The organism is Dickeya sp. Secpp 1600, assembly GCF_003049805.1.
In the GTDB taxonomy this organism is placed as follows: Bacteria; Pseudomonadota; Gammaproteobacteria; order Enterobacterales; family Enterobacteriaceae; genus Dickeya; species Dickeya fangzhongdai.
Map to the genome: position 1 here is coordinate 1,193,903 of NZ_CP023484.1, position 22,186 is coordinate 1,216,088.

Genomic DNA, 22,186 nt, shown 5'->3' on the forward strand with positions numbered 1-22,186 from the left:
AAAAGAATGCGAACTCATACCACGTCTGGGACAACATAAAGCAGAGGACAGGGATGTCCTACTGCCTTGCGTGCTGAGTGTGCCGAAGTCATCAAAAAGTCTGTTACAAGGAGAGCGCAATGAATCGTCGACACTTTCTCAAGGTTGCCGCTGGCAGTGCCATTACGACACTGGCTTTTAACGGCATCGCTCAAGCACAAAGTAATAACGGTACTCCGGCGGTGCTTCCACCATCGCTGAAAGAACGTGGTTCTATTTTGCCAACCCGGGGAAACATTATTCGTACCAGCCTGCCGTTAAATCAGTCGATACCCGGCATGCGCTATCGTACGCCGTATCGCTTTGGTATGGGAGGGACGCAAATCGGCAATATTTTTGCGGCGATCAGCGATGAGCAGGCGCATAGCGTACTGGAGGCCGCCTGGGATTCAGGGGTGCGCTATTTCGACACGTCGCCGTTTTATGGCTATGGCTTAAGTGAATACCGTCTTGGGCGATTTTTGCGCAGTAAGCGCCCGGATGAATACATTATTTCCACCAAAGTCGGCAGGGTACTGAGACCGACGACAAAACCTACAGCCAATGCCGCATTGTGGGCATCGCCTGCGCCATTCAGTTATGAATACGATTTCTCCGCCGCCGGTGCGCGTCGTTCGGTTGAAGATAGTCTGCAACGGTTGGGGGTGCCGAAACTCGATATTGTCTATATCCATGATTTATCACCGGATAATACCGAGCTGCCGCGCCCGTGGCAGGCGCATTTCGCCCAGGCTGCCAAGGGCGCGATGGTGGAATTATCGCGGATGCGTGATGAAGGGCTGATCCGTGGCTGGGGATTTGGCATCAACACGCCGAATGCTGCGGTGCTGGCTGCTGAATCAGACGTGCCGACGCCGGATATCGTATTATTGGCCTGCCAGTATTCACTGCTCGATCATGCTGAAACGTTACATAACACCTTCCCGACGTTACAGAAAAAAGGAATCTCAGTGGTTGTCGGCACCCCGCTGAATGACGGCTTTCTGGGCGGGCGCAGCCGCTATCACTTCAGCGACAACATTCCGCCGGGAGCGATAGAAAAACGTGCGCGGCTGGCGGCGATTGCCGATCGGTTTGGTATCGACATTCGCACGGCGGCATTACAGTTTGCGGCAGCGCCTTCGATTGTATCCGCCGTTATCCCAGGATCGCGGGTTCCAGGACAGGTACGCGCCAATGCCGAGTCAATGAAAGTGGCGATTCCGCCGGAATTCTGGATCACGCTACGCCGCGAAGGGCTGATCGCGTCAGATGCACCTGTGCCAGCCTAAACATTGCCCGACAAGCCTGAGCGCGCCGTAGATACCCCGATCGATGTACGGCGCCCCATTTTCCGCCAGACGTTATTAAGGTCATGATGGATGAAAATATTGTGTGCTGTATTGGCGTTGAGTCTGTCAACGATGTTGCCTGCCCTGGCTCAGACGGCATCCCCGCTAGGTGAGGCGGATATCGCCGGGCTGGCTGGTAAGCGGGATCTGGTGCAGGAAGAAAAGAACCGTGCGTTGGTGGTTGAGTTTTATACGGAAGTGTTAAGCCATCGCCGGGTCGATCTGGCGGATAAATACCTGAGCGCAGACTATATTCAGCATAATCCGTATGCAGCGACCGGGCGCGAGGCATTTGTGGCCTTTTTCACCGATTTATTCCGTCGTTATCCGCAATCCGAGCACCGTATTATCCGCACCGCTACCGACGGTAATCTGGTCTATCTGCATGTATTTGCACGGAATGACCCCAGCGATCGGGGACGGGCGGTGGTCGATATTCTGCGCGTTGATAACGGTAAGATCGTGGAGCACTGGGATGTGGTACAGCCGATACCTGAAACGAGCGCCAACACCAACGGGATGTTTTGATACGGCTTGCCCGGCGTGGGCAAGCCATCGAGCCTTATTGACTGACCAACTGCTCCAACTGCTGTCGGCTGGTCTTTTTGCGATCGATTTTCACGTAGGCGCTGAGTTCATCCGGCACAATCACCACATCCGCCACACCCGGATGCTGCTGCAGTTTATCGGACAGCGCATTGTCCCGCAGCGCTTCATCCGGCAGGGCAATGCGCAGGCTGCTCAGATAAGGCGGCTCCTGCATGGTGAAGCTGACCAGCAACCAGGCCAGCCCCAGCAGCGCGCCGGCGCTGAACACCAGCGATGCGCCATGCAGGTCATACAGCGCGCCGCCGAGGCTGCCGCCAATCGCCACCCCGATAAACTGGGTGGTGGAATAAACCCCCATCGCGGTGCCTTTGTAACCGGCAGGCGACTCCTTGCTGATCAGTGACGGCAACAGCGCTTCCATAACGTTGAACCCCAGGAAGAACAGCTGAATGCCGATAAGTATCTGCCACAATGCCTGATTGCCCGCCTGCAGCAATACCAGCTCTGCCGCAATCAGAATCATGACGCAGGCAATAAAGACCTGCTTCATCCGCCGTTTGACCTCGGCATAGATGACGAACGGCACGACGGCGGCGAACGACACCAGCATCGTCACCAGATAGACCTTCCAGTGATGCTGCGGCGCCAGACCTGCCTGCTCCATTACCCGCGGTAATGCCACAAAGCTCGACATCAGCAGGATGTGCAGGCACATGATGCCGAAGTTGAGTTTCAGCAGCCGGCTGTTGGCCAGCACTTTGCTGACGCCGTCGCGTACGATAGCGGACTCGCGATTCAACACATGGGATGACGACGAGGGGATGACTGCCAGGGTAATAACGATAGCCAGCAGCGCCAGCAACGCGATCCCCCAGAACAGCGCATTCAGGCCCAACGCGTGGGTGACGATCGGGCCGACCACCATGGCGATGGCAAAGGTAACGCCGAAGCTGACGCCGATGAACGCCATCGCTTTGGTGCGGTTTTGTTCGCGGGTTAAATCCGACAGCAGCGCCATGACCGCAGCGGAAATCGCGCCGGAGCCTTGTAGCGCACGACCCAGAATAATGCCCCAGATAGAATCGCTAAGCGCGGCGATGACGCTGCCCAGCACAAATATCAGCAGGCCGCCGACAATCAGCGGTTTACGTCCGATGCGGTCGGACATCAGCCCGAATGGGATTTGGAAGATCGCCTGCATCAGGCCATAAATGCCGATCGCTACGCCAATCAGTGATTCGCTGGCGCCCTGCAGGGCCATTCCGTAAGTGGTCAGCACCGGAAGCACCATGAACATGCCCAGCATGCGAAGTGAAAAGACCAGACCCAGTCCCCATGTCGCCCTCTGCTCAACAGGGGTCATGCGATTATCGTTCATTGCTACCTCTGACATTTCGTTAGCGCTATTTTAGTGTCCGGGCCCAAAAGCGTAAACGACAGGTTTGTTTCTGTATTTGGCAAAACAGGGGAGGGAGGATAAAAAATGTCCGCCGCCAGGTTCATTACGCGGTCGGTAGTGGCGATAAATATAAAATAAGGCAATGAATCAGCGAGGGTTTTAACCTTTGTACGGCGCCAGCGTTTTATGGGCCGGGAGCCACAGTGGCGCATCGCGGCGGCAGTCAGAAGGGCTCGGGTTAGTTCACGCTAGCTCACTTCTTGCCCTCCATCATGTGACGTGCGCCTTCTCCTGCCGCCAAAAGCGAAAGTGTGAGATCCGGACGCTCTGCTGAGAACCGTTAGGACAGCGCGCGAAGGACATTGTCGATATCAGATCGCCATTCCTCTGCGAAGACCGCTTTGAACGGAACGGTGCCAACCGAGGCGCTTGAAATAACTACCGTGGGTTCGAGGTCGCGCAGAAGCATAAGGCTGCTCTTGAGGTCCGATTTCGAGCCGCCTTCATACCAATTGGTGCGGGTTTCCCACATCCCGTGGTTCATATAGATAGTGTCTCCGGTAAAGAGATATGTTTGCCCATAAACTGAATGAACCAGAAAACACACGCTGCCTTTGGTATGACCGGGGGTTGGTATCACCTCAATGTTGCCCTGAAGGGTCTCCCGGCTATCGAACAGGTAATCGACCGGCGTTACCTTTCTGGCGTCCGCTTCCTCTAGTCGGTGGCAACAGAGTTTCGAGCCAAAAAGCGTTTTTATCTCGGCGAGTGCGCCGCCTACTTCATCCCGGTGGCTCAAAAACTGATAGGCTACCCCACCCAGTGCTTGAATGTGTCGATACTCCTGCCGCGAGCCAGAGTTGTAAAAGAGGATGTTGCCGGTGTCTTGTACCAGCAGATAGGCGTGGGAGTTTACGCCCGAGAATGGGTGCTCCACACGGGTCTGCCAGAGATCGGGATAAATCTGTTTCATGCATGCCTCCTTTGTTGCCAGGCCGACGTGCGATGGAGGTCGGCCGCCTTCACTGTTCTACGCATTTCGCTCCATCGCCAGTCGCTGCAACATGTGCTCGTCGGTGAACGATTATTCATAAGTGAGCTGCGCAACTCAGGTTCGCCCTGATAGCAAAGAGCAAAGCCGGTTTAGCATTTCTTCTGTCTGTTTAGCAGATTGCATTCCAGGCCGGATTGCCCGCTCAGTCGACGCTAGGTGTGTGCAGATTCAGGTGTCTGGAAATACATCTCTCTTTCGAGATCGGAAAGCAGCGAAGGCATAATCGGGTTCCAGCCGAGTCTTTCCCGCGTCAGGCGGTTTGATGCGTCCAGGTCGAATGAAACAAAATGCGAGAACCATCCGAAGTGCGCCTCTGCTTCGGCTGCGGACTTCGAAATGATGGGTACGCCTAACCCACGACCGATAGCAATGGCGATGTCTCTGAACGGAATGCGTTCCTCGGTGACGGCATGATAGCGAGCGCCCGAGGTACCTCGTTCCAGTGCGAGACGATACAGCATTGCAGCGTCGAGACGATGCACGGCTGGCCAGCAATTTTGACCATCTCCTATGTAGGCCGAAACTCCTGTTTTGCGCGCAATGTCGATCAGTAAAGGCACGAACGCATGGTCGCCTGCGCCGTGAACGGATGAGGCGAGCCGGACGATCGAGGCATGGACGCCCTTTGCGATGACCGCGTCGACGGCTTCTTCCGTTGCTGCGCGCGGATTCGCTGCAGGCCCCATTGCGGGCATTGAGTCTTCGGTGGTTCTTTGGCTCTTGGGAAGAATGCCAATGGCTGATGTAATCACAAGCCGGCGGGTGGAGCCTTCGATAACTGATCCCAGTGCCTCGATCAGGCGGCGGTCAGTTTCGCAGTTGGCCTGAAATTTGGAAAAATCATTGTTAAAGGCGGTATGGATAATGCCGTCACAGACCGCAGCTCCGGCGAGAACGCTGTCGAGATCCTCTATGTCGCCGCGATGAGCCGAACCGCCGATAGCCCGTAAATCATCGGCGGACTTGTCTGAGCGGACAAGCCCAAGAACCTGGTATCCATTAGCGATCAATTCGCGGACAACCGCGGAACCGACGAATCCGCTGGCTCCAGTAACAAAAATTCGCATGGTCGAGCCCCCTTTTTCATTTCCCGGTGAAAAAAGCATGGTGAAACGGCTGATGACGGGGTGATTAGGCGCCTCAATCTCAAGCCGTTGGGGCATTCTATTGAACTCGTTTTGTACGATCTATACCGGAAAATCCAAATATCTTTCGCTATCGTCCAGGATCGGGATCTGACGTTTTTGGGGAAATGCTACTCTGAATTAAGAGCGAGGGATATGACGCCCTTGAGGTTTCATCCGGGGGTAAGGGCTGAGGCAAGTTATGCGCCCGGTCTTACCGAGCGGCTATATCGCCTTGGGGAGTGCCCTATAATTCGCTTGAACGCGGTGCTGAATGCGCTTTCCGATTCATACCCAAGCGAAAAGGCGATGGTGGAAACCGGATCGTCTGAGTTCATTAGTCGATCGCTGGCAAGCAGCATACGCCATTGCGTCAGGTAATTGATTGGAGACGTACCGACGGCTTCTTTAAAACGCTGTGCGAATGAGGAGCGCGACATACCCGTCAGTTCGCCCAGTTCCTGAACCGTCCAGTTCAGGGCGGGTTTTTCATGGATGGCGGCGATTGCCGCACCAACGTTTTTGTCGGCCAGAGCCGACAGCAGCCCGACGTCACGGCAATCCAGATGCAGCCTGAGCGCTTGCACCAGGATCATGTGCGCCAAATGCTGCAAGATGAGGACGCCGCCGGGCTGCGGTACTCGCAGTTCCTGCATCATTCGTTCTACCAGCCACCGTAGTGTTGTTTGATCCGCGGTGCTACGGATGTGAACGATGCGGGGCAAAAGTTTCAACAGCATGTCGGCATGCAGTTCGGAAACGGAGAAGCGGCTACTGACGATAAATACGTCGCCGCCGCCGTTCCAGCTAACTATGCCGCCGCTTTCCGCTCCCGTGAACACCTCCGCCGCCTGCACCGGCTTAACGTCCATTTGGCTGGCAAGGTGAAACGGTTCCCCTCGCGGAAGAACAAAACAGTCGCCGCTTTCGAGTTGAACCGGCTCGTCAACCCCCTCCACCGCTAGCCAGCAGCGCCCCGTGACTATCGCGCCGCTCTTGATCGTTCCCGTTTGGTCAGGGAATTGAATCGCCCAGTCGCCGCCGCCGTCAAATCCGGCAGACATGTAGTTAACTGGCTTCAATAAGGCTAGAACATCGGAAAGAGGATCCATCAGCGCTCGCGGACGATTAGCAAATAAAAGTGATTTTTTATCCTAAAACGTCCGGCACTTTAGCGCCAGGTTTTTCAGCGTTCCCTGATTCGCGCCACACTCAGCGAGGCTTGCTGGGGAGGAGAGGGCGGGTGTGGTAAGTTTGATTTCAGTCAGGCTGATGACTGGGAAAACCCTCTGTGGCGGGCCTCAGTGTAGACCGGCCAATTCGGTGCCGATCGCTGCATGAAAAAAAACAGACGGGCAAGCCCGTCTGTCGGTAAGCGTGTACTGATGATATCAGTGCAGGTAAGTCAGCAGGCTTTCCTGCATCGGCGCCATCGAATCCACCGACATCATGACGCTCAGGGAGGTGATGGCCACGATGGAAAACACGAACAGCTTTCTTGCCCATACGCGATCGTCGTTCGGGCTTTTGTAGCCGGACAACGCCATGCCAAGCCACCAGACGCTGACCGCCGCCGCCACCACCAGGTATTTGTAGCCGGCGTAACCGCCCAGCGACAGCATCAGGGTCGCAATCATAAACGCCAGGATGTACAGCGTAATATGATGCTTCGCCACGGAAATGCCTTTGACGACCGGCAGCACCGGAATATTGGCGGCCTGATAATCCTTAAAGCGGAAAATCGCGATGGCATAGGAGTGCGGCATCTGCCACAGGCTGAAAATCAGCAGCAGAATCAGCGCGCCGGCGTCAAACTGATTGCTGACAGCGCAATAGCCGATTACCGGCGGCGCCGCACCCGACAGGCTGCCAATCAACGTGCCGTAAACCGAATGGCGTTTCATGTACAGGCTGTAAACGCCGACATATACCACAAACCCCATCACCGCCAGCCACATGGCCAGCGGATTTGCCGCGAGGTACAGTAACGCGAAGCCAGCAATACCTAACAGCGAAGCGTAAATCAGCGTGTTCTTCAGCGGAATCAGCCCCTTCACCAGAACCCGATTCTTGGTCCTCTCCATTTTTTTGTCGATATCGCGATCGATAACGTTGTTAAAGACGCAACCCGATGCAACGACCAGCGACACCCCGATCAGGGTCGCGACAAACAGCGGATAGTTGATGGTGCCCTTGGCTGCCAGCAAAAATCCGCCGATAACGGAAATCAGGTTGCCAAAAATAATGCCGGGTTTGGTGACCTGCAGGTATTGCTTAATCATCATGTAAAAGGCTCGGTTACTGAATCATCATGTTGTGGTGCGCATTCATCATGATCCACAGGGATCCCACCACCACGATTGCGATAATCAGGGCGGTAAACACAATGGCTACCACATTCCAACGCTCTTCTGATGAGGTATTGAGATGCAGGAAGTACACCAGATGAACCAGAATCTGGATAACGGCGCAGCCCAGCACGGTCAGCAGAATGACGCTGTGGGAAGCCGAACCGTTCATCACCAGACCGAACGGAATAACGGTCAGGATGATGGACAGGACGAAACCAATCAGATAGGACTTCACGCTACCGTGGCTGGCGCCGGCATGATCGTGTGTGGAATGACTCATTACATCGCCCCCATCAGATAAACAACAGTGAAGACACAAATCCATACCACGTCAAGGAAGTGCCAGAACAGGCTCAGACACATCAGACGGGTCTTGTTGGTGCTGGTCAGGCCGTATTTCGTTACCTGGATCATCATGATGGCGATCCAGATCAGACCGGAGGTCACGTGGATACCGTGGGTGCCGACCAGCGCAAAGAACGCGGACAGGAACGCGCTGCGGTCAGGACCGGCGCCTTCTGCGATCAGGTGATGGAATTCGTAGATTTCCATACCGATGAACACCAGCCCGAACAGGAAGGTCAAACCCAGCCAGGCGTTAACCTGGCTCTTGTTGCCTTTGTTCATGGCGATCATCGCCATGCCGTAGGTGATACTACTGAACAGCAGGGCGAAGGTTTCCACCAGCACGAACTTCAGATCGAACAGTTCCTTGCCGGTCGGGCCGCCAGCGGTGCCGTTCACCAGAACGGCGTAGGTCGCGAACAACATCCCGAACAGGATGCAGTCGCTCATCAGGTAGATCCAGAAACCGAAGACTTTATTGCCGCCGGTGTCGTGGTGCCCATGCTCGGCATGGGCTGCATTGTGATGAGTTAACGTATCAGTGGACATTTTTCACGCCTGCTTTGCTGAGTTTATCGAAGTTTTGATTTTCGATTTGTTCGACCTCTTTAACCGGTACGTAGTAATCCACGTCCTGATTAAAGCTGTGCACGATCCAGGTCGCAACCATGCCCACAAAACCGATAATCGCCAGCCACCAGATGTACCAGATCATCGCGAAACCAAATACCAGGCTGAATGCGGAGATGATCACGCCTGCGCCGGTATTCTTAGGCATATGAATTTCTTCATACTGGGCCGGTTTGCGATAAGCATCGCCTTTTTCTTTGATTTCCCAGAATGCATCGCGTTCCTGAACCTGCGGCACAATGGCAAAGTTATAGAACGGAGGCGGAGAAGACGTTGCCCATTCCAGCGTACGCGCATCCCACGGGTCGCCAGTCAGGTCGCGGTTCTGGTCGCGATCGCGGATACTGACGGCAAACTGGATAATCTGGCACAGGACGCCCAGCGCAATCAGGCCGGCGCCGATAGAGGCCACCACCAGCAGCGGGTGGAATTCCGGATTGATCTGCTGGCTCAGACGACGGGTCATCCCCATGAAGCCCAGCACGTACAGCGGCATAAAGGCTACGAAGAAACCGATGATCCAGAACCAGAAGGCGCGTTTGCCCCAGGTTTCATTCAGCTTGAAGCCAAATGCTTTTGGGAACCAGTAGGTGATACCGGCAAAGCAGCCAAACACCACGCCGCCGATGATCACGTTATGGAAGTGAGCGATCAGGAACAGACTGTTGTGCAGTACAAAGTTGGCGCCCGGCACGGCCAGCAGTACCCCGGTCATACCACCGATGGAGAAGGTGATGATGAAGCCGGTGGTCCACAGCATGGCGGAGTGCGGCTGAATACGCCCCTGGTACATGGTGAACAGCCAGTTGAATATTTTAACCCCGGTCGGGATAGAAATAATCATCGTCGCGATACCGAAGAAGGCGTTGACGTTGGCGCCCGACCCCATAGTGAAGAAGTGGTGCAGCCAGACGATAAACGACAGAACGGTAATCGCGATAGTCGCCCATACCAGCGAGGTATAACCGAACAGACGCTTTTTACAGAAGGTTGCCACCACTTCGGAGTAAATACCGAAGACCGGCAGCACCAGGATGTACACTTCCGGATGGCCCCAGGCCCAAATCAGGTTGATGTACATCATCATGTTGCCGCCCATATCATTGGTGAAGAAATGGGTGCCGAGGTAACGGTCCAGCGTCAGCAGAGCGATGGTTACCGTCAGAATCGGGAAAGCGGCAATAATCAGTACGTTGGTGCACAACGCCGTCCAGGTGAACACCGGCATTTTCATCAGCGTCATGCCAGGCGCACGCATTTTCATGATGGTGGCGAAGAAGTTAACGCCAGTCAGCGTGGTACCCACACCGGAAATCTGGAGACTCCAGATCCAGTAGTCTACCCCGACGCCTGGACTGTATTCCTTACCTGACAACGGCGGATAGGCTACCCAACCGGTCTGGGCGAACTCGCCGATCCCCAGAGACAGGTTGATAAGAATCACGCCGACTACAAACAGCCAGAAGCTGAGTGAGTTCAGGAAGGGGAAGGCTACGTCACGTGCGCCGATCTGCAGCGGAACCGCCAGGTTCATCAGACCGACCACGAACGGCGTCGCCACGAAGAAGATCATGATCACGCCATGGGCGGTGAAGATCTGGTCATAGTGGTGAGGGTTGAGGAAACCTGCGTCACCGGCAGAGGCCAGCACCTGCTGACCACGCATCATGACGGCATCGGCAAAACCACGCAGCATCATCACCAGACCGACGATGATGTACATGATACCGATTTTCTTGTGGTCTACGGAGGTGAACCACTCGGACCACAGCCATTTCCATTTACCAAAATAGGTAACGGCAGCCAGCAGCGCCAATCCGCCTAAAATGATTGCCGCCACCGTGACCATGATAATCGGCTCATGGTAGGGGATCGCATCAAGAGTTAATTTTCCGAACATCGTTTATCCCTCGACTCCTTTTAATGAGAGGAGTGCTCGCTCATGTTCATGCCCTGGTGATTCTGCATGCCTTCTTCTTTCTTAGGCTCGCCTTCGGCACCGTGCTGCATGTTCATGTTGTTGCCAATGAATTTGGTAATGATCTGGCTGAACAGCTCAGGTTGGACCTGAGAGTAGTACTCCACCGGGTGGTACTCGGTCGGTTGCGCCAGTTTGTTAAAGTCATTCATCGTGCTCAGCGTCTTGGATGACTTGCGTACATTCTCAACCCATTGGTCAAACGCTTGCTGATCCGGGGTCGCGATGGCGGTGAATTTCATGCCGGAGAACCCTTTGCCGCTGTAACCGCCGGAAATGCCGTCGTACTTGCCCGACTCGTTGGCGATCAGGTGCAGCTTGGTCTGCATCCCGGCCATGGCATAGATCTGACCACCAAGACGCGGAATAAAGAAGGAGTTCATCACCGTATCGGACGTAATCTTGAAATTGACCGGAACATTGGTCGGGAATGCCAGTTCATTGACCGTGGCGATGCCAAGGTCCGGGTAGATGAACAGCCATTTCCAGTCCAGCGACACCACTTCAACATTGATGGGTTTGACATTGGAATCCAGAGGCTTGTAGGGATCAAGCGAATGGGTGGTTTTCCAGGTGATCGTCCCAAGGATGATGATAATGATGATGGGAACCGTCCAGACAACGGCTTCGATTTTGTTGGAGTGCGACCAGTTTGGCGTGTACTTCGCTTTTTCGTTGGAAGCTCTGAACTTCCAGGCGAAGGCAATCGTCATAATGATCACCGGGATAACAACGATCAGCATCAAACCGAGTGCTGTCAGTATCAACGAACGTTGCTCTAACCCGACTTGTCCTTTGGGGTTCATCAATGCCATATCACAACCACTGAGAAGCAGTGTGGTTGCGATTAAAGACAACATCCCAAAAATTTTATTGTATTTCCTGAGTCTCATCTAGCGACCTCAATTACAAGGGCTCTATTGTCATTTCACGCGAGCGGGCATTTTACGGGAAGGTTACCGCACTGTAAACATGATTAAAGAGATGTCAGCCTGCTGTTTACAGTTTTTGCCTGACCTGTCACATCTGAGATACATTTCTCAAAATTACTTTTAAAAACAGTGGGTAAACCGACTACAGAAAAAGTATGTATCGCTTTTCAGGAATTACAACTATTTCTGAATACTATTTCGCTCTGGTGTTAATATTTCGTTTCTATAAAGTTGCGTTAAATAACGTGCTCAGGCGGAATTATTAAGAATAATGAAATAAATGTTTCTACTCGCTGATGCCTGAGAAGAAAAATAATTTAATAAAGTGATAATAGATAATGACGGCGCGCTTTTTAGCGATAGCCTGCATTTATTGATTTACAACCGCCCGATTTACAGGCGGTGTGACGACAGATAATCCAGCATGCCGCCAAGTAGCATCGCCAGTACCGCCAGTATAGCGCCGGCGGTCATCAGCATGTTTTCCGCGCCGGTGTTTCCTAGCCAGCCCAGACCCATCATTCCCCAGACAAGCAGACCGCCGGCAAACAGTACGCAGCCGATAAAAAACAGGCGGGAAGCCAGCGTATAAAGGTGTGGATAGGCGTTACGACGAGCGAAAGCGCCTCCCGATTGCGCCTGTTCCAGCGATGGGCGGCAAATTTTCAACAGGAACAGCCCCGGAATGGCGATGATGATCGAAAACAGGTAAAACCATGCCCAGCCGTACAGTTCGACAAACCAGCCGGCAATCGGGCCGACGTAAACCCGCCCGACTGCCGACAGAGCGGACAGCAGAGCGAACTGGGTTGCGGAAAACGATTTGTTACAAAGCATCATCAATAACGCCACAAAGGCCGCGGTTCCCATGCCGCCGCACAGGTTTTCCAGAAATACCGCCGATGCCATGGTAAATAACTGCTTGTCCGTGACAGCCAACAGCCAGTAACCGGCATTCGACACGGCCTGCAGCAGGCCGAACAGCATCAATGACCGGAACAGCGTCCAGCGTTGCATCAGCACTCCGCCGTACAGCGCGCCGATAATCGTGGCGAACAGGCCCAGCGTCTTGTTGACCAACCCCACTTCGCCTGGATTGAAACCGACCCCCCGGATCAGAAAGGTAGTGCTGAGACTGACGGCAAACGCATCCCCCAGCTTATACAGCACAATCAGCATCAGAATCAGCCAGGCGTTATTGCGGCTGAAAAAATCTTTCAGCGGTGCGAAGACCGCTTGTTCAAGAGAGCGCGGAGCGGGTTCGCTGACGGCGGGCTCCGGCGACAGCCAGGTCGCCAGCGTGCACAGCAACAAAAGACCCGCCATCAGCCAGTAGGTGGCGTGCCAGCCGAGAAAGCGATCGGCAATCCACAACGCCAGGCCGCCGGAAACCAGCATAGCCAGCCGATAGCCCAGAACGGAAATGGCCGCGCCGCTGCCGCGTTCCTCCGGCGGCAACAAATCGGTTTTGTACGCATCAAACACGATGTCCTGCGATGCGGAACAGAACGCGATGATGACGGCCAGCATCGCCAGCCACCATAAATGATGCGAGGGATTCAGCGTACCGATAAAGACGATCGCCGCTACCAGCGACAGCTGCGTCACCAGCAGCCAGCCGCGGCGGCGCCCCATAAACGGCGGCGTATAGCGGTCCATCAGCGGCGACCACAGGAACTTGAAGACATAGGCTTGCCCCACCAGCGAGAAGAAGCCGATGGTTTTCAGATCCACATTTTCTACCGTCATCCACGCCTGCAACGTGCCGGAAGTCAGTGCCAGCGGTAAACCCGAGGCAAAACCCAAAATCAGAAGAATGACACTGTTGCGTTCACGGAAAAGCGAAAAAAGACGGCTGAGCATGCGAGGTCCTTTTCCCTTGCCCTGACAGGGCAAGGGAGGTGAGGCGGAATAAACTGTTACCGGGAGTTGGTTTTGATGAAGGTACTGATGCTGGTGTCCTGAGCCATATCGCTAATGACATCACTCAACACCTGATTGACCGACTCGGTAATCTTGCTGTTAGTGGCGGTAAGCGCGCCTTGTACATTATAGCTGGCGCGGTAGTTCTTAATCTGCTTATTGCCGTTGGCGGCCTGCGCAATAATGGAGATATCCGCGCGGGTGGTGATGTTGTAACGCAGATTGCCTTCGGCGACATCAGCATACAGGGTATTAACCACCACCTGCAGCGCCACCGGGCCGCCGGTGCCGATCATATAACCGCGGGTCGACATCTGTTTTTCCAGCACTTCCTGCAGCAGGAAACGCAAATCGCGCGACGGCGTCAGGGTCACCAACTGGCCGTCACGGTTGACCCGCGCCAGCGACTGATCGGCACGCTGGTCGGCGCCGTTAATGCTGATGGTTACACCCATCAGGGTAGGATCCTGCGACGGCAAGGCGATTTTCGGGGTGACATCCAGCGTGTTGCTCTTGCTGGCGCATCCTGCCAGCACGAGTGCGGCGAACAACGGGAAAATGAATTTTTTTAACATGCGTGTCTTCTCGTCATGAAACGGTGGTTGGCTGATAAACATAGTCCGGTATCATATCATCGTCTTGGACAAGAGAAAGAGCAGAAAGTGGTCAGTATCCTGCTGAGCTGCATTCCTTTTTTCCAGCGTGCTATGCGTGAATGACGTCTGGCAGCGGAGAATGGCATGTCGGGTTGATGAATCCGACTGTCGCCGCGTATCCAGATGGTCAATATATTCCCATTAATAATCAAAAAATGACTAAATTTGAAGTGGATAAGCGAGCAGTCAGTGATAAAAGGCCGTGTTATCGACGCAATTTTCACTGACGCCTGAAAAAGGTAACCCTATGATTCGTGAAACGATAGAAGCCAAGTTGCGTTCGGAATTCGAACCGCAACACCTTGAAGTTATTGACGAAAGTTATCGTCATAACGTGCCTGCCGGCTCTGAAAGTCATTTCAAGGTGGTGCTGGTCAGCGAATGCTTTACCGGCGAGCGGGTGATTGGCCGCCATCGCGCGATCTACCGCGTATTGGCTGATGAACTGGCGGGAGCGGTGCATGCGCTGGCGCTGCATACCTACACGCCGAAAGAGTGGCTGGACCTGCAGATGGCGGTGCCTTCGTCTCCGCCCTGTGGCGGCGCGGGATTGCAGCGTTGAGTGACCTGAACTGCCCGGCGACGAACCGCCGGCAACGCCGGTTGATCCATTTACAGGCGGTTTGCAGATAAAAAGTGTGAAAGCCCTCCGCCAATAGTCTGGTTACTCTCCTCGACTCGGTCTATCGATGCCGCTATAATGCCGCGTCTTATTTTCCGGAATGTATTCGGGACGCTTCTGACTATAGGGAACTGGTCCGGTAAAGTGGCCGTCCTGGTTCTGTGAGACTGTGATCAGCAAGGTCGCCCCAGGGCGCTTTATGAAAACGGCCTCTGAGGTTGACCGAGCACTGTGATTTTTTGAGGTAACAAGATGCAAGTTTCAGTTGAAACCACTCAAGGCCTTGGGCGCCGCGTAACGATTACCGTTGCTGCTGACAGCATTGAGAATGCCGTTAAGAGCGAACTGGTCAATGTGGCTAAAAAAGTTCGTATCGATGGTTTCCGCAAAGGCAAAGTGCCGGCGAAAATTGTTGAGCAGCGCTACGGCGCATCCGTCCGTCAGGACGTGTTGGGCGATCTGATGCAGCGTCACTTCGTTGATGCCATCATCAAAGAAAAAATCAATCCGGCTGGCGCGCCGAACTATGTTCCGGGCGAGTACCAGATCGGTGGTGATTTTACCTACTCCGTAGAGTTCGAAGTTTATCCGGAAGTCGAGCTGAAAGATCTGGACACCATCGAGGTTGAAAAACCGCTGGTGGACGTTTCCGAATCCGACGTCGACGGCATGCTGGATACCCTGCGCAAACAGCAGGCAACCTGGAAAGAAACCGATCGCGCCGCGACTGCTGAAGACCGCGTAACCATCGATTTCACCGGTTCTGTCGGCGGTGAAGAATTCGAAGGCGGCAAAGCCTCCGATTTCGTTCTGGCTATGGGTCAGGGCCGTATGATCCCGGGCTTCGAAGACGGTATCGTTGGTCATAAAGCGGGCGATGAGTTCACCATCGAGGTGAAATTCCCGGAAGACTACCACGCTGAAAACCTGAAAGGTCAGGACGCTAAATTCGCCATCGTGCTGAAGAAAGTGGAAGAGCGTGAACTGCCGGAACTGACTGCCGATTTCATCAAACGCTTTGGCGTTGAAGACGGTTCTCTGGATGGCCTGCGCGCCGAAGTCCGCAAGAACATGGAACGCGAGCTGAAAGGCGCGATCCGCAACCGCGTGAAAACTCAGGTTATCGACGGTCTGGTCAAGGCGAACGACATTGATGTGCCGGCCGCACTGATCGACGGCGAAGTCGATGTGCTGCGTCGTCAGGCTGCTCAGCGTTTCGGCGGCAATGAGAAACAGGCTCTGGAACTGCCGCGCGAACTGTTCGAAGAGCAGGCTAAACGCCGCGTTGTTGTTGGCCTGCTGCTGGGCGAAGTGATCGCTTCCAACGAGCTGAAAGCCGACGAAGACCGCGTCAACGTGTTGATCGACGAAATCGCCTCTGCGTACGAAGATCCGCGTGAAGTGGTTGAGTACTACAAGAAAAACAAAGAAATGATGAACAATATGCGTAACGTTGCCCTGGAAGAACAGGCTATCGAAACGCTGTTGTCCAAGGCGAAAGTGGTAGAAAAAGCGGTCAGCTTCAACGAGCTGATGAATCAGACAACCGCTGCCTAATCACGCTTTTTCACCTGAAATCGTTTCTTCAAAAGCCCGCGGTTTATGCTGCGGGCTTTTTCTTCCCTGATGCGACAAACTGAACGGCCTGCCGCCAGCTCCTGCCAAATCTGCACTATGATTAATAGCGATTAATCTATTGATGGCTGATTAATCAAGGCGCAATCAAACCCGCTTTCAGCGCAGGATATCGCTTTAACCAAAATGAATCGCTGGTGTAAGCTTGAAAAAGGATGCATCGGTCCCCAACTGGTTAATACCGCGTAGATTGCATCGTCAGGGAAACTCGCCCGATTCCGGCGACGGAGAGATGGCTAACTGCGTGTCTGAGCATGGTCATCACTTTCCATCTCAAGTAGAATCAGGCGGTATGCGCCAAATGCATTTTATCTAGGAGACGTTAATGTCATACAGTGGCGAACAAGAAAAACTGGCCCCTCACATGGCCTTGGTGCCGATGGTGGTTGAGCAGACTTCGCGTGGGGAGCGTTCTTACGATATCTATTCCCGACTCCTGAAGGAACGCGTGATCTTTTTGACCGGTCAGGTCGAGGATCACATGGCTAACCTGATTGTGGCGCAGATGCTGTTTCTGGAAGCCGAAAACCCTGAAAAAGATATCTATCTGTACATTAACTCTCCAGGGGGCGTGATTACCGCCGGCATGTCGATTTACGACACCATGCAATTTATTAAGCCGGATGTCAGCACCATCTGTATGGGGCAAGCGGCGTCGATGGGCGCTTTCCTGCTGACGGCGGGTACCAAGGGCAAACGCTTCTGCCTGCCGAATTCCCGGGTGATGATCCACCAGCCGCTGGGCGGATTCCAGGGACAGGCGACGGATATCGAGATTCACGCTAAAGAGATCCTTAAGGTGAAGGCTCGGATGAACGAGTTGATGGCCAAACATACCGGTCAGCCTCTTGAAGCAATAGAAAGGGACACGGAGCGTGACCGTTTCCTCTCTGCCGCCGAGGCAGTAGACTATGGGTTGGTAGATTCTGTACTTACCCATCGTGAATAACGCCAGGGATGCGAAATAGCCAGATGACGCGGGGTGCCGGCCATTATGGTAGTAGGCTGGCGTTTGCTGTGGCGCGATTGCTATGTGGTTGGCCTGCGGGCAAGAGACTAGAGAAGAGGTTTGACTCATGACAGATAAGCGCAAAGACGGTTCAGGAAAACTGCTGTACTGTTCTTTCTGCGGCAAAAGCCAACACGAGGTTCGTAAGCTGATCGCCGGGCCGTCAGTGTATATCTGCGATGAATGTGTTGACTTGTGTAACGACATTATTCGCGAAGAAATTAAAGAAGTAGCGCCACACCGTGAGCGCAGTGCGTTACCGACGCCACACGAAATCCGCCGTCATCTGGACGATTATGTTATCGGTCAGGAACAGGCGAAAAAGGTGCTGGCGGTTGCTGTCTACAACCACTACAAACGTCTGCGTAATGGCGACAGCAATAATGGCGTCGAACTGGGCAAAAGCAACATCCTGCTGATCGGTCCGACCGGTAGCGGGAAAACATTGCTGGCGGAAACGCTGGCTCGTTTCCTGGATGTGCCTTTCACTATGGCTGACGCCACCACATTGACCGAAGCCGGTTATGTGGGCGAGGACGTTGAAAACATTATCCAGAAGCTGCTGCAGAAGTGTGACTACGATGTGCAGAAAGCGCAGCGCGGTATTGTCTACATCGATGAGATCGACAAGATTTCCCGTAAATCCGACAACCCGTCCATCACTCGCGACGTGTCCGGAGAAGGGGTGCAGCAGGCGTTGCTGAAGCTGATTGAAGGCACTATCGCCGCCGTTCCGCCGCAGGGCGGGCGTAAGCACCCGCAGCAGGAGTTTTTGCAGGTGGATACCTCCAAAATCCTGTTTATCTGTGGCGGTGCATTTGCCGGATTGGACAAGGTTATTGAACAGCGTACCGATACCGGTCGCGGCATTGGTTTCAACGCCACGGTGAAGGGCCTGTCCCAGAAGGCGACAGAAGGTGAACTGCTGAGCCAGGTAGAGCCGGGCGATTTGATCAAGTTTGGTCTTATCCCCGAGTTTATCGGGCGTTTGCCGGTGGTAGCGACGCTGAAAGAACTGGATGAGGAAGCGTTGATCCAGATCCTGCGCGAGCCGAAGAATGCGCTGACCAAACAGTATCAGGCGCTTTTCAAACTGGAAGGCGCGGAGCTGGAGTTCCGTGACGAAGCGTTGACCGCCATTGCGAAAAAAGCCATGGCGCGTAAGACCGGCGCTCGTGGTTTGCGCTCCATAGTAGAAGCGGCGTTGCTGGAAACCATGTACGACCTGCCTTCGCTGGAAAACGTGGATAAATTGGTGATCGACGATTCTGTCATTTCGGGGCAAACCGAGCCGCTGCTGATTTACGGCAAGCCTGAAGCACAGCAGGCATCTGGCGAATAATTAGCCTAAAAAACAACGGTAAACGATAAAATGGGGGGTTTTAGCCCCCCATTTTTTTTTACACACGTTCAGTCGTTGAATGTGAGATATTTATCCCCATATACTCGATTACCTATAGGTGAAACCCGTGATGCCCGCGTTCACGGATTCCCTTAACCTGGCGGAAACGAAACTAAGAGAGAGCTCTATGAACCCTGAGCGTTCCGAACGCATAGAAATCCCCGTATTGCCGTTGCGCGATGTGGTGGTTTATCCGCACATGGTCATTCCGTTGTTTGTTGGTCGGGAGAAATCAATTCGGTGCCTTGAAGCGGCTATGGATCACGACAAAAAGATCATGCTGGTGGCACAGAAAGAAGCCTCAACGGATGAGCCTGGTGTTAACGATCTTTTCTCGGTAGGGACGGTCGCCTCTATTCTTCAAATGCTGAAACTGCCTGATGGTACCGTAAAGGTGCTGGTGGAAGGCTTGCAGCGAGCGCGCATCACGACACTCTCTGACAGCGGAGAACATTTTGCGGCCCAGGCGGAATACCTGGAGTCGCCGGCAATTGAAGAGCGTGAGCAGGAAGTGCTCATGCGCACGGCCATCAATCAGTTTGAAGGCTACATCAAACTGAATAAGAAAATTCCCCCTGAAGTATTAACATCTCTTAATAGTATTGATGATGCGGCGCGTCTTGCTGATACCATCGCCGCGCACATGCCGCTGAAGCTGGCGGACAAACAGTCTGTGCTGGAAATGTCCGACGTGACCGAACGTCTGGAATACCTGATGGCGATGATGGAGTCCGAGATTGACCTGTTGCAGGTGGAGAAACGGATCCGCAGCCGCGTTAAAAAACAGATGGAAAAAAGCCAGCGCGAGTATTACCTGAATGAGCAGATGAAGGCCATTCAGAAAGAGCTGGGAGAAATGGATGACGCGCCTGACGAACAGGAAGCGCTGAAACGCAAGATCGAATCCGCCAGCATGCCGAAAGAGGCTCGCGAAAAAGCTGAAGCCGAGTTGCAGAAGCTGCGTATGATGTCGCCGATGTCGGCTGAGGCGACCGTGGTGCGCAGCTACATCGACTGGATGGTGCAGGTACCGTGGCAGGCGCGCAGCAAGGTGAAGAAAGATCTGGTTAAAGCCCAGGAGATGCTGGACAGCGACCACTATGGTCTGGAACGCGTCAAGGAACGTATCCTCGAATATCTGGCGGTGCAGAGCCGTGTCAGCAAGATCAGAGGGCCGATCCTGTGTCTGGTCGGGCCGCCGGGGGTGGGTAAAACCTCTCTGGGTCAGTCGATCGCCAAAGCCACCGGTCGTAAATATGTGCGTATGGCGTTGGGCGGCGTGCGTGATGAAGCGGAAATCCGTGGTCACCGCCGTACCTATATCGGTTCCATGCCGGGCAAGCTGATTCAGAAGATGGCCAAAGTGGGGGTGAAAAACCCGCTGTTCCTGTTGGATGAGATCGATAAGATGTCCTCCGATATGCGCGGCGACCCGGCTTCCGCTTTGCTGGAAGTGCTGGATCCGGAACAGAACGTAGCGTTTAACGATCACTATCTGGAAGTGGACTACGACCTGTCCGACGTGATGTTTGTGGCGACGTCCAACTCCATGAATATTCCAGCGCCGTTGCTGGATCGTATGGAAGTGATTCGTCTGTCCGGTTATACCGAGGACGAAAAACTCAATATCGCCCGCCAGCATTTGCTGCCGAAACAGATTGAGCGCAACGCCCTGAAAAAAGGCGAACTGACGGTCGAAGATAGCGCTATTATCGGCATTATCCGCTATTACACCCGCGAAGCCGGGGTGCGTAGTCTGGAGCGCGAAATCTCTAAACTGTGCCGTAAAGCGGTAAAATCGCTGATGATGGACAAAGCACTCAAGCATATCCAGATCACCGGCGATAACCTGAAGGAATATCTTGGCGTTCAACGCTACGATTACGGCCGTGCGGACGAAGAGAACCGCGTGGGTCAGGTAACGGGCCTAGCCTGGACGGAAGTGGGCGGCGACTTGCTGACCATCGAAACCGCCAGTGTGCCGGGCAAAGGCAAGCTGACCTATACCGGTTCGCTGGGTGAGGTCATGCAGGAGTCGATTCAGGCTGCGCTGACCGTAGTGCGCGCCAGAGCGGAAAAGCTGGGGATCAACTCCGACTTTTATGAAAAGCGCGATATCCACGTGCATGTGCCGGAAGGCGCTACGCCGAAAGACGGTCCGAGCGCCGGTATCGCCATGTGTACCGCACTGGTGTCCTGCCTGACCGGCAACCCGGTGCGCGCCGATGTGGCGATGACCGGTGAAATCACCCTGCGTGGGCTGGTACTGCCGATTGGCGGGTTGAAAGAGAAACTGCTGGCCGCGCATCGCGGCGGGATCAAGACCGTGCTGATTCCGGAAGAGAACAAGCGCGATCTGGAAGAGATTCCGCAGAATGTGATTGCCGATCTGGAGATTCACCCGGTCAAACGCATTGAGGAAGTGCTCACTATTGCTTTGCAGAACTCGCCTTATGGCATGGATGTGGTGAAGTCGGTAGCCAAAAAATAGTGACCTATCGCAAAAACCACTGAGAAAATAAAGGCTGGTAAGTAAAATGGTGCTTGCCAGCCTTTTTTCGTGCCGCTAAGTTAGAGCACTGTTGAGCCTGCTGGCTGGTAGTCTGCGGCTTGACTGAATTGATAAAGCTACGTGTTGCGCTGGGCGCTCTGGCGTAATGACAGTATTTCAGAGGGGATGAGAGTGTGAACAAGTCACAATTGATCGACAAAATTGCCGCAGATGCTGATATTTCCAAAGCGGCAGCAGGGCGTGTGTTGGATGCAATTATTGGGTCTGTTACTGAATCTCTGAAAGCAGGGGATGACGTTGCTTTAGTCGGTTTTGGTACGTTCTCCGTGCGTGAGCGCGCAGCACGCACCGGCCGTAACCCGCAAACCGGGAAAGAAATCAGCATTCCGGCCGCTAAAGTGCCGGGTTTCCGTGCTGGAAAAGCACTGAAAGACTCAGTGAATTGATGATTAAGTAGCAAAATCTGAGGTGGGACGGTTTTCCAGTCCAAACAACTACCTGACTCGGCGTACTGGGTAGGGTAAGATATAAGGCGCATCATGGTATGATGTGCCTTTTTTTACAGGTCATTAAGATTACTGTTATCAGGCAAATACTTGAGTGCGCCCTAGCCGAATGCGGCTATAGCAATAGCAGGGAGGCATGGCTACGGCCTGCGCAGGGGAAGTGTTATCCATTCTACAGCGGAGTGTTGT

The 22,186-nt window shown here is 53.9% G+C and carries 19 protein-coding genes; 8 read left to right on the top strand and 11 right to left on the bottom strand.

All coding sequences use genetic code 11. The features are described from left to right. Positions 1–119: 119 nt before the first annotated feature. Both CPA59_RS05465 and CPA59_RS05470 read left to right on the top strand, forming a co-directional pair. Positions 120–1,310, top strand: coding sequence for an aldo/keto reductase (locus CPA59_RS05465; RefSeq protein WP_107758854.1), 1,191 nt, complete (start codon positions 120–122; stop codon positions 1,308–1,310). Positions 1,311–1,400: 90 nt separating this feature from the next. Then, entirely contained in the window at positions 1,401–1,898 is a 498-nt protein-coding gene (locus tag CPA59_RS05470; protein WP_107758855.1) for a nuclear transport factor 2 family protein, read from the top strand. A 34-nt stretch (positions 1,899–1,932) separates the two neighbouring features. Here CPA59_RS05470 and CPA59_RS05475 read toward each other — a convergent pair whose 3' ends face one another. The 11 genes from CPA59_RS05475 to CPA59_RS05525 form a co-directional block, all read right to left on the bottom strand. After that, entirely contained in the window at positions 1,933–3,297 is a 1,365-nt protein-coding gene (locus CPA59_RS05475; protein WP_107758856.1) for an MFS transporter, read from the bottom strand. Positions 3,298–3,658: 361 nt separating this feature from the next. Continuing rightward, a complete protein-coding gene (locus CPA59_RS05480; RefSeq protein ID WP_038918179.1) occupies positions 3,659–4,291 on the bottom strand; it encodes an MBL fold metallo-hydrolase in 633 nt (210 codons plus the stop codon). A gap of 233 nt (positions 4,292–4,524) precedes the next feature. Beyond that, the gene (locus CPA59_RS05485; RefSeq protein ID WP_369831424.1) at positions 4,525–5,535 is read right to left on the bottom strand and encodes an SDR family oxidoreductase; all 1,011 of its coding nucleotides are present in this window, start codon (positions 5,533–5,535) and stop codon (positions 4,525–4,527) included. 161 nt (positions 5,536–5,696) lie between these two features. Beyond that, a complete protein-coding gene (locus tag CPA59_RS05490; protein ID WP_107758858.1) occupies positions 5,697–6,608 on the bottom strand; it encodes an AraC family transcriptional regulator in 912 nt (303 codons plus the stop codon). 279 nt (positions 6,609–6,887) lie between these two features. Continuing rightward, positions 6,888–7,778, bottom strand: coding sequence for a heme o synthase (gene cyoE / locus CPA59_RS05495; RefSeq protein ID WP_038668788.1), 891 nt, complete (start codon positions 7,776–7,778; stop codon positions 6,888–6,890). Positions 7,779–7,794: 16 nt separating this feature from the next. After that, positions 7,795–8,127, bottom strand: a complete 333-nt coding sequence (locus tag CPA59_RS05500; RefSeq protein ID WP_022632553.1) for a cytochrome o ubiquinol oxidase subunit IV — start codon at positions 8,125–8,127, stop codon at positions 7,795–7,797. Beyond that, positions 8,127–8,741, bottom strand: coding sequence for a cytochrome o ubiquinol oxidase subunit III (locus CPA59_RS05505; protein ID WP_038918182.1), 615 nt, complete (start codon positions 8,739–8,741; stop codon positions 8,127–8,129). The genes CPA59_RS05500 and CPA59_RS05505 overlap by 1 nt, the downstream gene beginning before the upstream one ends. Next, the gene (cyoB, locus tag CPA59_RS05510; protein ID WP_107758859.1) at positions 8,731–10,722 is read right to left on the bottom strand and encodes a cytochrome o ubiquinol oxidase subunit I; all 1,992 of its coding nucleotides are present in this window, start codon (positions 10,720–10,722) and stop codon (positions 8,731–8,733) included. The genes CPA59_RS05505 and cyoB overlap by 11 nt, the downstream gene beginning before the upstream one ends. A gap of 20 nt (positions 10,723–10,742) precedes the next feature. Beyond that, positions 10,743–11,693: a cytochrome o ubiquinol oxidase subunit II gene (cyoA, locus tag CPA59_RS05515; RefSeq protein WP_107758860.1), complete on the bottom strand. Its 951-nt coding sequence runs from the start codon at positions 11,691–11,693 to the stop codon at positions 10,743–10,745. Between the two features lie 432 nt (positions 11,694–12,125). Further along, a complete protein-coding gene (gene ampG, locus CPA59_RS05520; protein WP_107758861.1) occupies positions 12,126–13,595 on the bottom strand; it encodes a muropeptide MFS transporter AmpG in 1,470 nt (489 codons plus the stop codon). Positions 13,596–13,651: 56 nt separating this feature from the next. Further along, a complete protein-coding gene (locus tag CPA59_RS05525; RefSeq protein ID WP_038661242.1) occupies positions 13,652–14,230 on the bottom strand; it encodes a lipoprotein in 579 nt (192 codons plus the stop codon). A gap of 328 nt (positions 14,231–14,558) precedes the next feature. Between CPA59_RS05525 and bolA the strand changes: the two genes are divergently transcribed. The 6 genes from bolA (at position 14,559) to hupB (ending at position 21,937) form a co-directional block, all read left to right on the top strand. After that, entirely contained in the window at positions 14,559–14,873 is a 315-nt protein-coding gene (bolA, locus tag CPA59_RS05530; protein WP_013316852.1) for a transcriptional regulator BolA, read from the top strand. 312 nt (positions 14,874–15,185) lie between these two features. Then, positions 15,186–16,490 (top strand): trigger factor, encoded by a 1,305-nt coding sequence (tig, locus tag CPA59_RS05535; protein WP_100849111.1) that lies wholly within the window; start codon positions 15,186–15,188, stop codon positions 16,488–16,490. Positions 16,491–16,893: 403 nt separating this feature from the next. Further along, positions 16,894–17,517: an ATP-dependent Clp endopeptidase proteolytic subunit ClpP gene (clpP, locus tag CPA59_RS05540; protein WP_038918189.1), complete on the top strand. Its 624-nt coding sequence runs from the start codon at positions 16,894–16,896 to the stop codon at positions 17,515–17,517. 127 nt (positions 17,518–17,644) lie between these two features. Further along, positions 17,645–18,919 carry an ATP-dependent protease ATP-binding subunit ClpX gene (clpX, locus tag CPA59_RS05545; RefSeq protein ID WP_107758862.1) on the top strand — a complete coding sequence of 425 codons (1,275 nt, stop codon included), beginning with the start codon at positions 17,645–17,647 and terminating at the stop codon, positions 18,917–18,919. A 187-nt stretch (positions 18,920–19,106) separates the two neighbouring features. Next, positions 19,107–21,470 (top strand): endopeptidase La, encoded by a 2,364-nt coding sequence (gene lon, locus CPA59_RS05550; protein ID WP_013316856.1) that lies wholly within the window; start codon positions 19,107–19,109, stop codon positions 21,468–21,470. 194 nt (positions 21,471–21,664) lie between these two features. After that, positions 21,665–21,937 (top strand): nucleoid-associated protein HU-beta, encoded by a 273-nt coding sequence (gene hupB, locus CPA59_RS05555; protein WP_012770737.1) that lies wholly within the window; start codon positions 21,665–21,667, stop codon positions 21,935–21,937. The last annotated feature ends 249 nt before the right edge of the window (positions 21,938–22,186 follow it).

Excerpts from the sequence above, each read along its gene's own strand:
- CPA59_RS05465 (WP_107758854.1), top strand. The coding sequence starts at position 120 with ATGAATCGTCGACACTTTCTCAAGGTTGCCGCTGGCAGTGCCATTACG.
- CPA59_RS05470 (WP_107758855.1), top strand. The coding sequence starts at position 1,401 with ATGAAAATATTGTGTGCTGTATTGGCGTTGAGTCTGTCAACGATGTTG.
- CPA59_RS05475 (WP_107758856.1), bottom strand. The coding sequence starts at position 3,297 with ATGAACGATAATCGCATGACCCCTGTTGAGCAGAGGGCGACATGGGGA.
- CPA59_RS05480 (WP_038918179.1), bottom strand. The coding sequence starts at position 4,291 with ATGAAACAGATTTATCCCGATCTCTGGCAGACCCGTGTGGAGCACCCA.
- CPA59_RS05485 (WP_369831424.1), bottom strand. The coding sequence starts at position 5,535 with ATGCCCCAACGGCTTGAGATTGAGGCGCCTAATCACCCCGTCATCAGC.
- CPA59_RS05490 (WP_107758858.1), bottom strand. The coding sequence starts at position 6,608 with ATGGATCCTCTTTCCGATGTTCTAGCCTTATTGAAGCCAGTTAACTAC.
- cyoE (WP_038668788.1), bottom strand. The coding sequence starts at position 7,778 with ATGATTAAGCAATACCTGCAGGTCACCAAACCCGGCATTATTTTTGGC.
- CPA59_RS05500 (WP_022632553.1), bottom strand. The coding sequence starts at position 8,127 with ATGAGTCATTCCACACACGATCATGCCGGCGCCAGCCACGGTAGCGTG.
- CPA59_RS05505 (WP_038918182.1), bottom strand. The coding sequence starts at position 8,741 with ATGTCCACTGATACGTTAACTCATCACAATGCAGCCCATGCCGAGCAT.
- cyoB (WP_107758859.1), bottom strand. The coding sequence starts at position 10,722 with ATGTTCGGAAAATTAACTCTTGATGCGATCCCCTACCATGAGCCGATT.
- cyoA (WP_107758860.1), bottom strand. The coding sequence starts at position 11,693 with ATGAGACTCAGGAAATACAATAAAATTTTTGGGATGTTGTCTTTAATC.
- ampG (WP_107758861.1), bottom strand. The coding sequence starts at position 13,595 with ATGCTCAGCCGTCTTTTTTCGCTTTTCCGTGAACGCAACAGTGTCATT.
- CPA59_RS05525 (WP_038661242.1), bottom strand. The coding sequence starts at position 14,230 with ATGTTAAAAAAATTCATTTTCCCGTTGTTCGCCGCACTCGTGCTGGCA.
- bolA (WP_013316852.1), top strand. The coding sequence starts at position 14,559 with ATGATTCGTGAAACGATAGAAGCCAAGTTGCGTTCGGAATTCGAACCG.
- tig (WP_100849111.1), top strand. The coding sequence starts at position 15,186 with ATGCAAGTTTCAGTTGAAACCACTCAAGGCCTTGGGCGCCGCGTAACG.
- clpP (WP_038918189.1), top strand. The coding sequence starts at position 16,894 with ATGTCATACAGTGGCGAACAAGAAAAACTGGCCCCTCACATGGCCTTG.
- clpX (WP_107758862.1), top strand. The coding sequence starts at position 17,645 with ATGACAGATAAGCGCAAAGACGGTTCAGGAAAACTGCTGTACTGTTCT.
- lon (WP_013316856.1), top strand. The coding sequence starts at position 19,107 with ATGAACCCTGAGCGTTCCGAACGCATAGAAATCCCCGTATTGCCGTTG.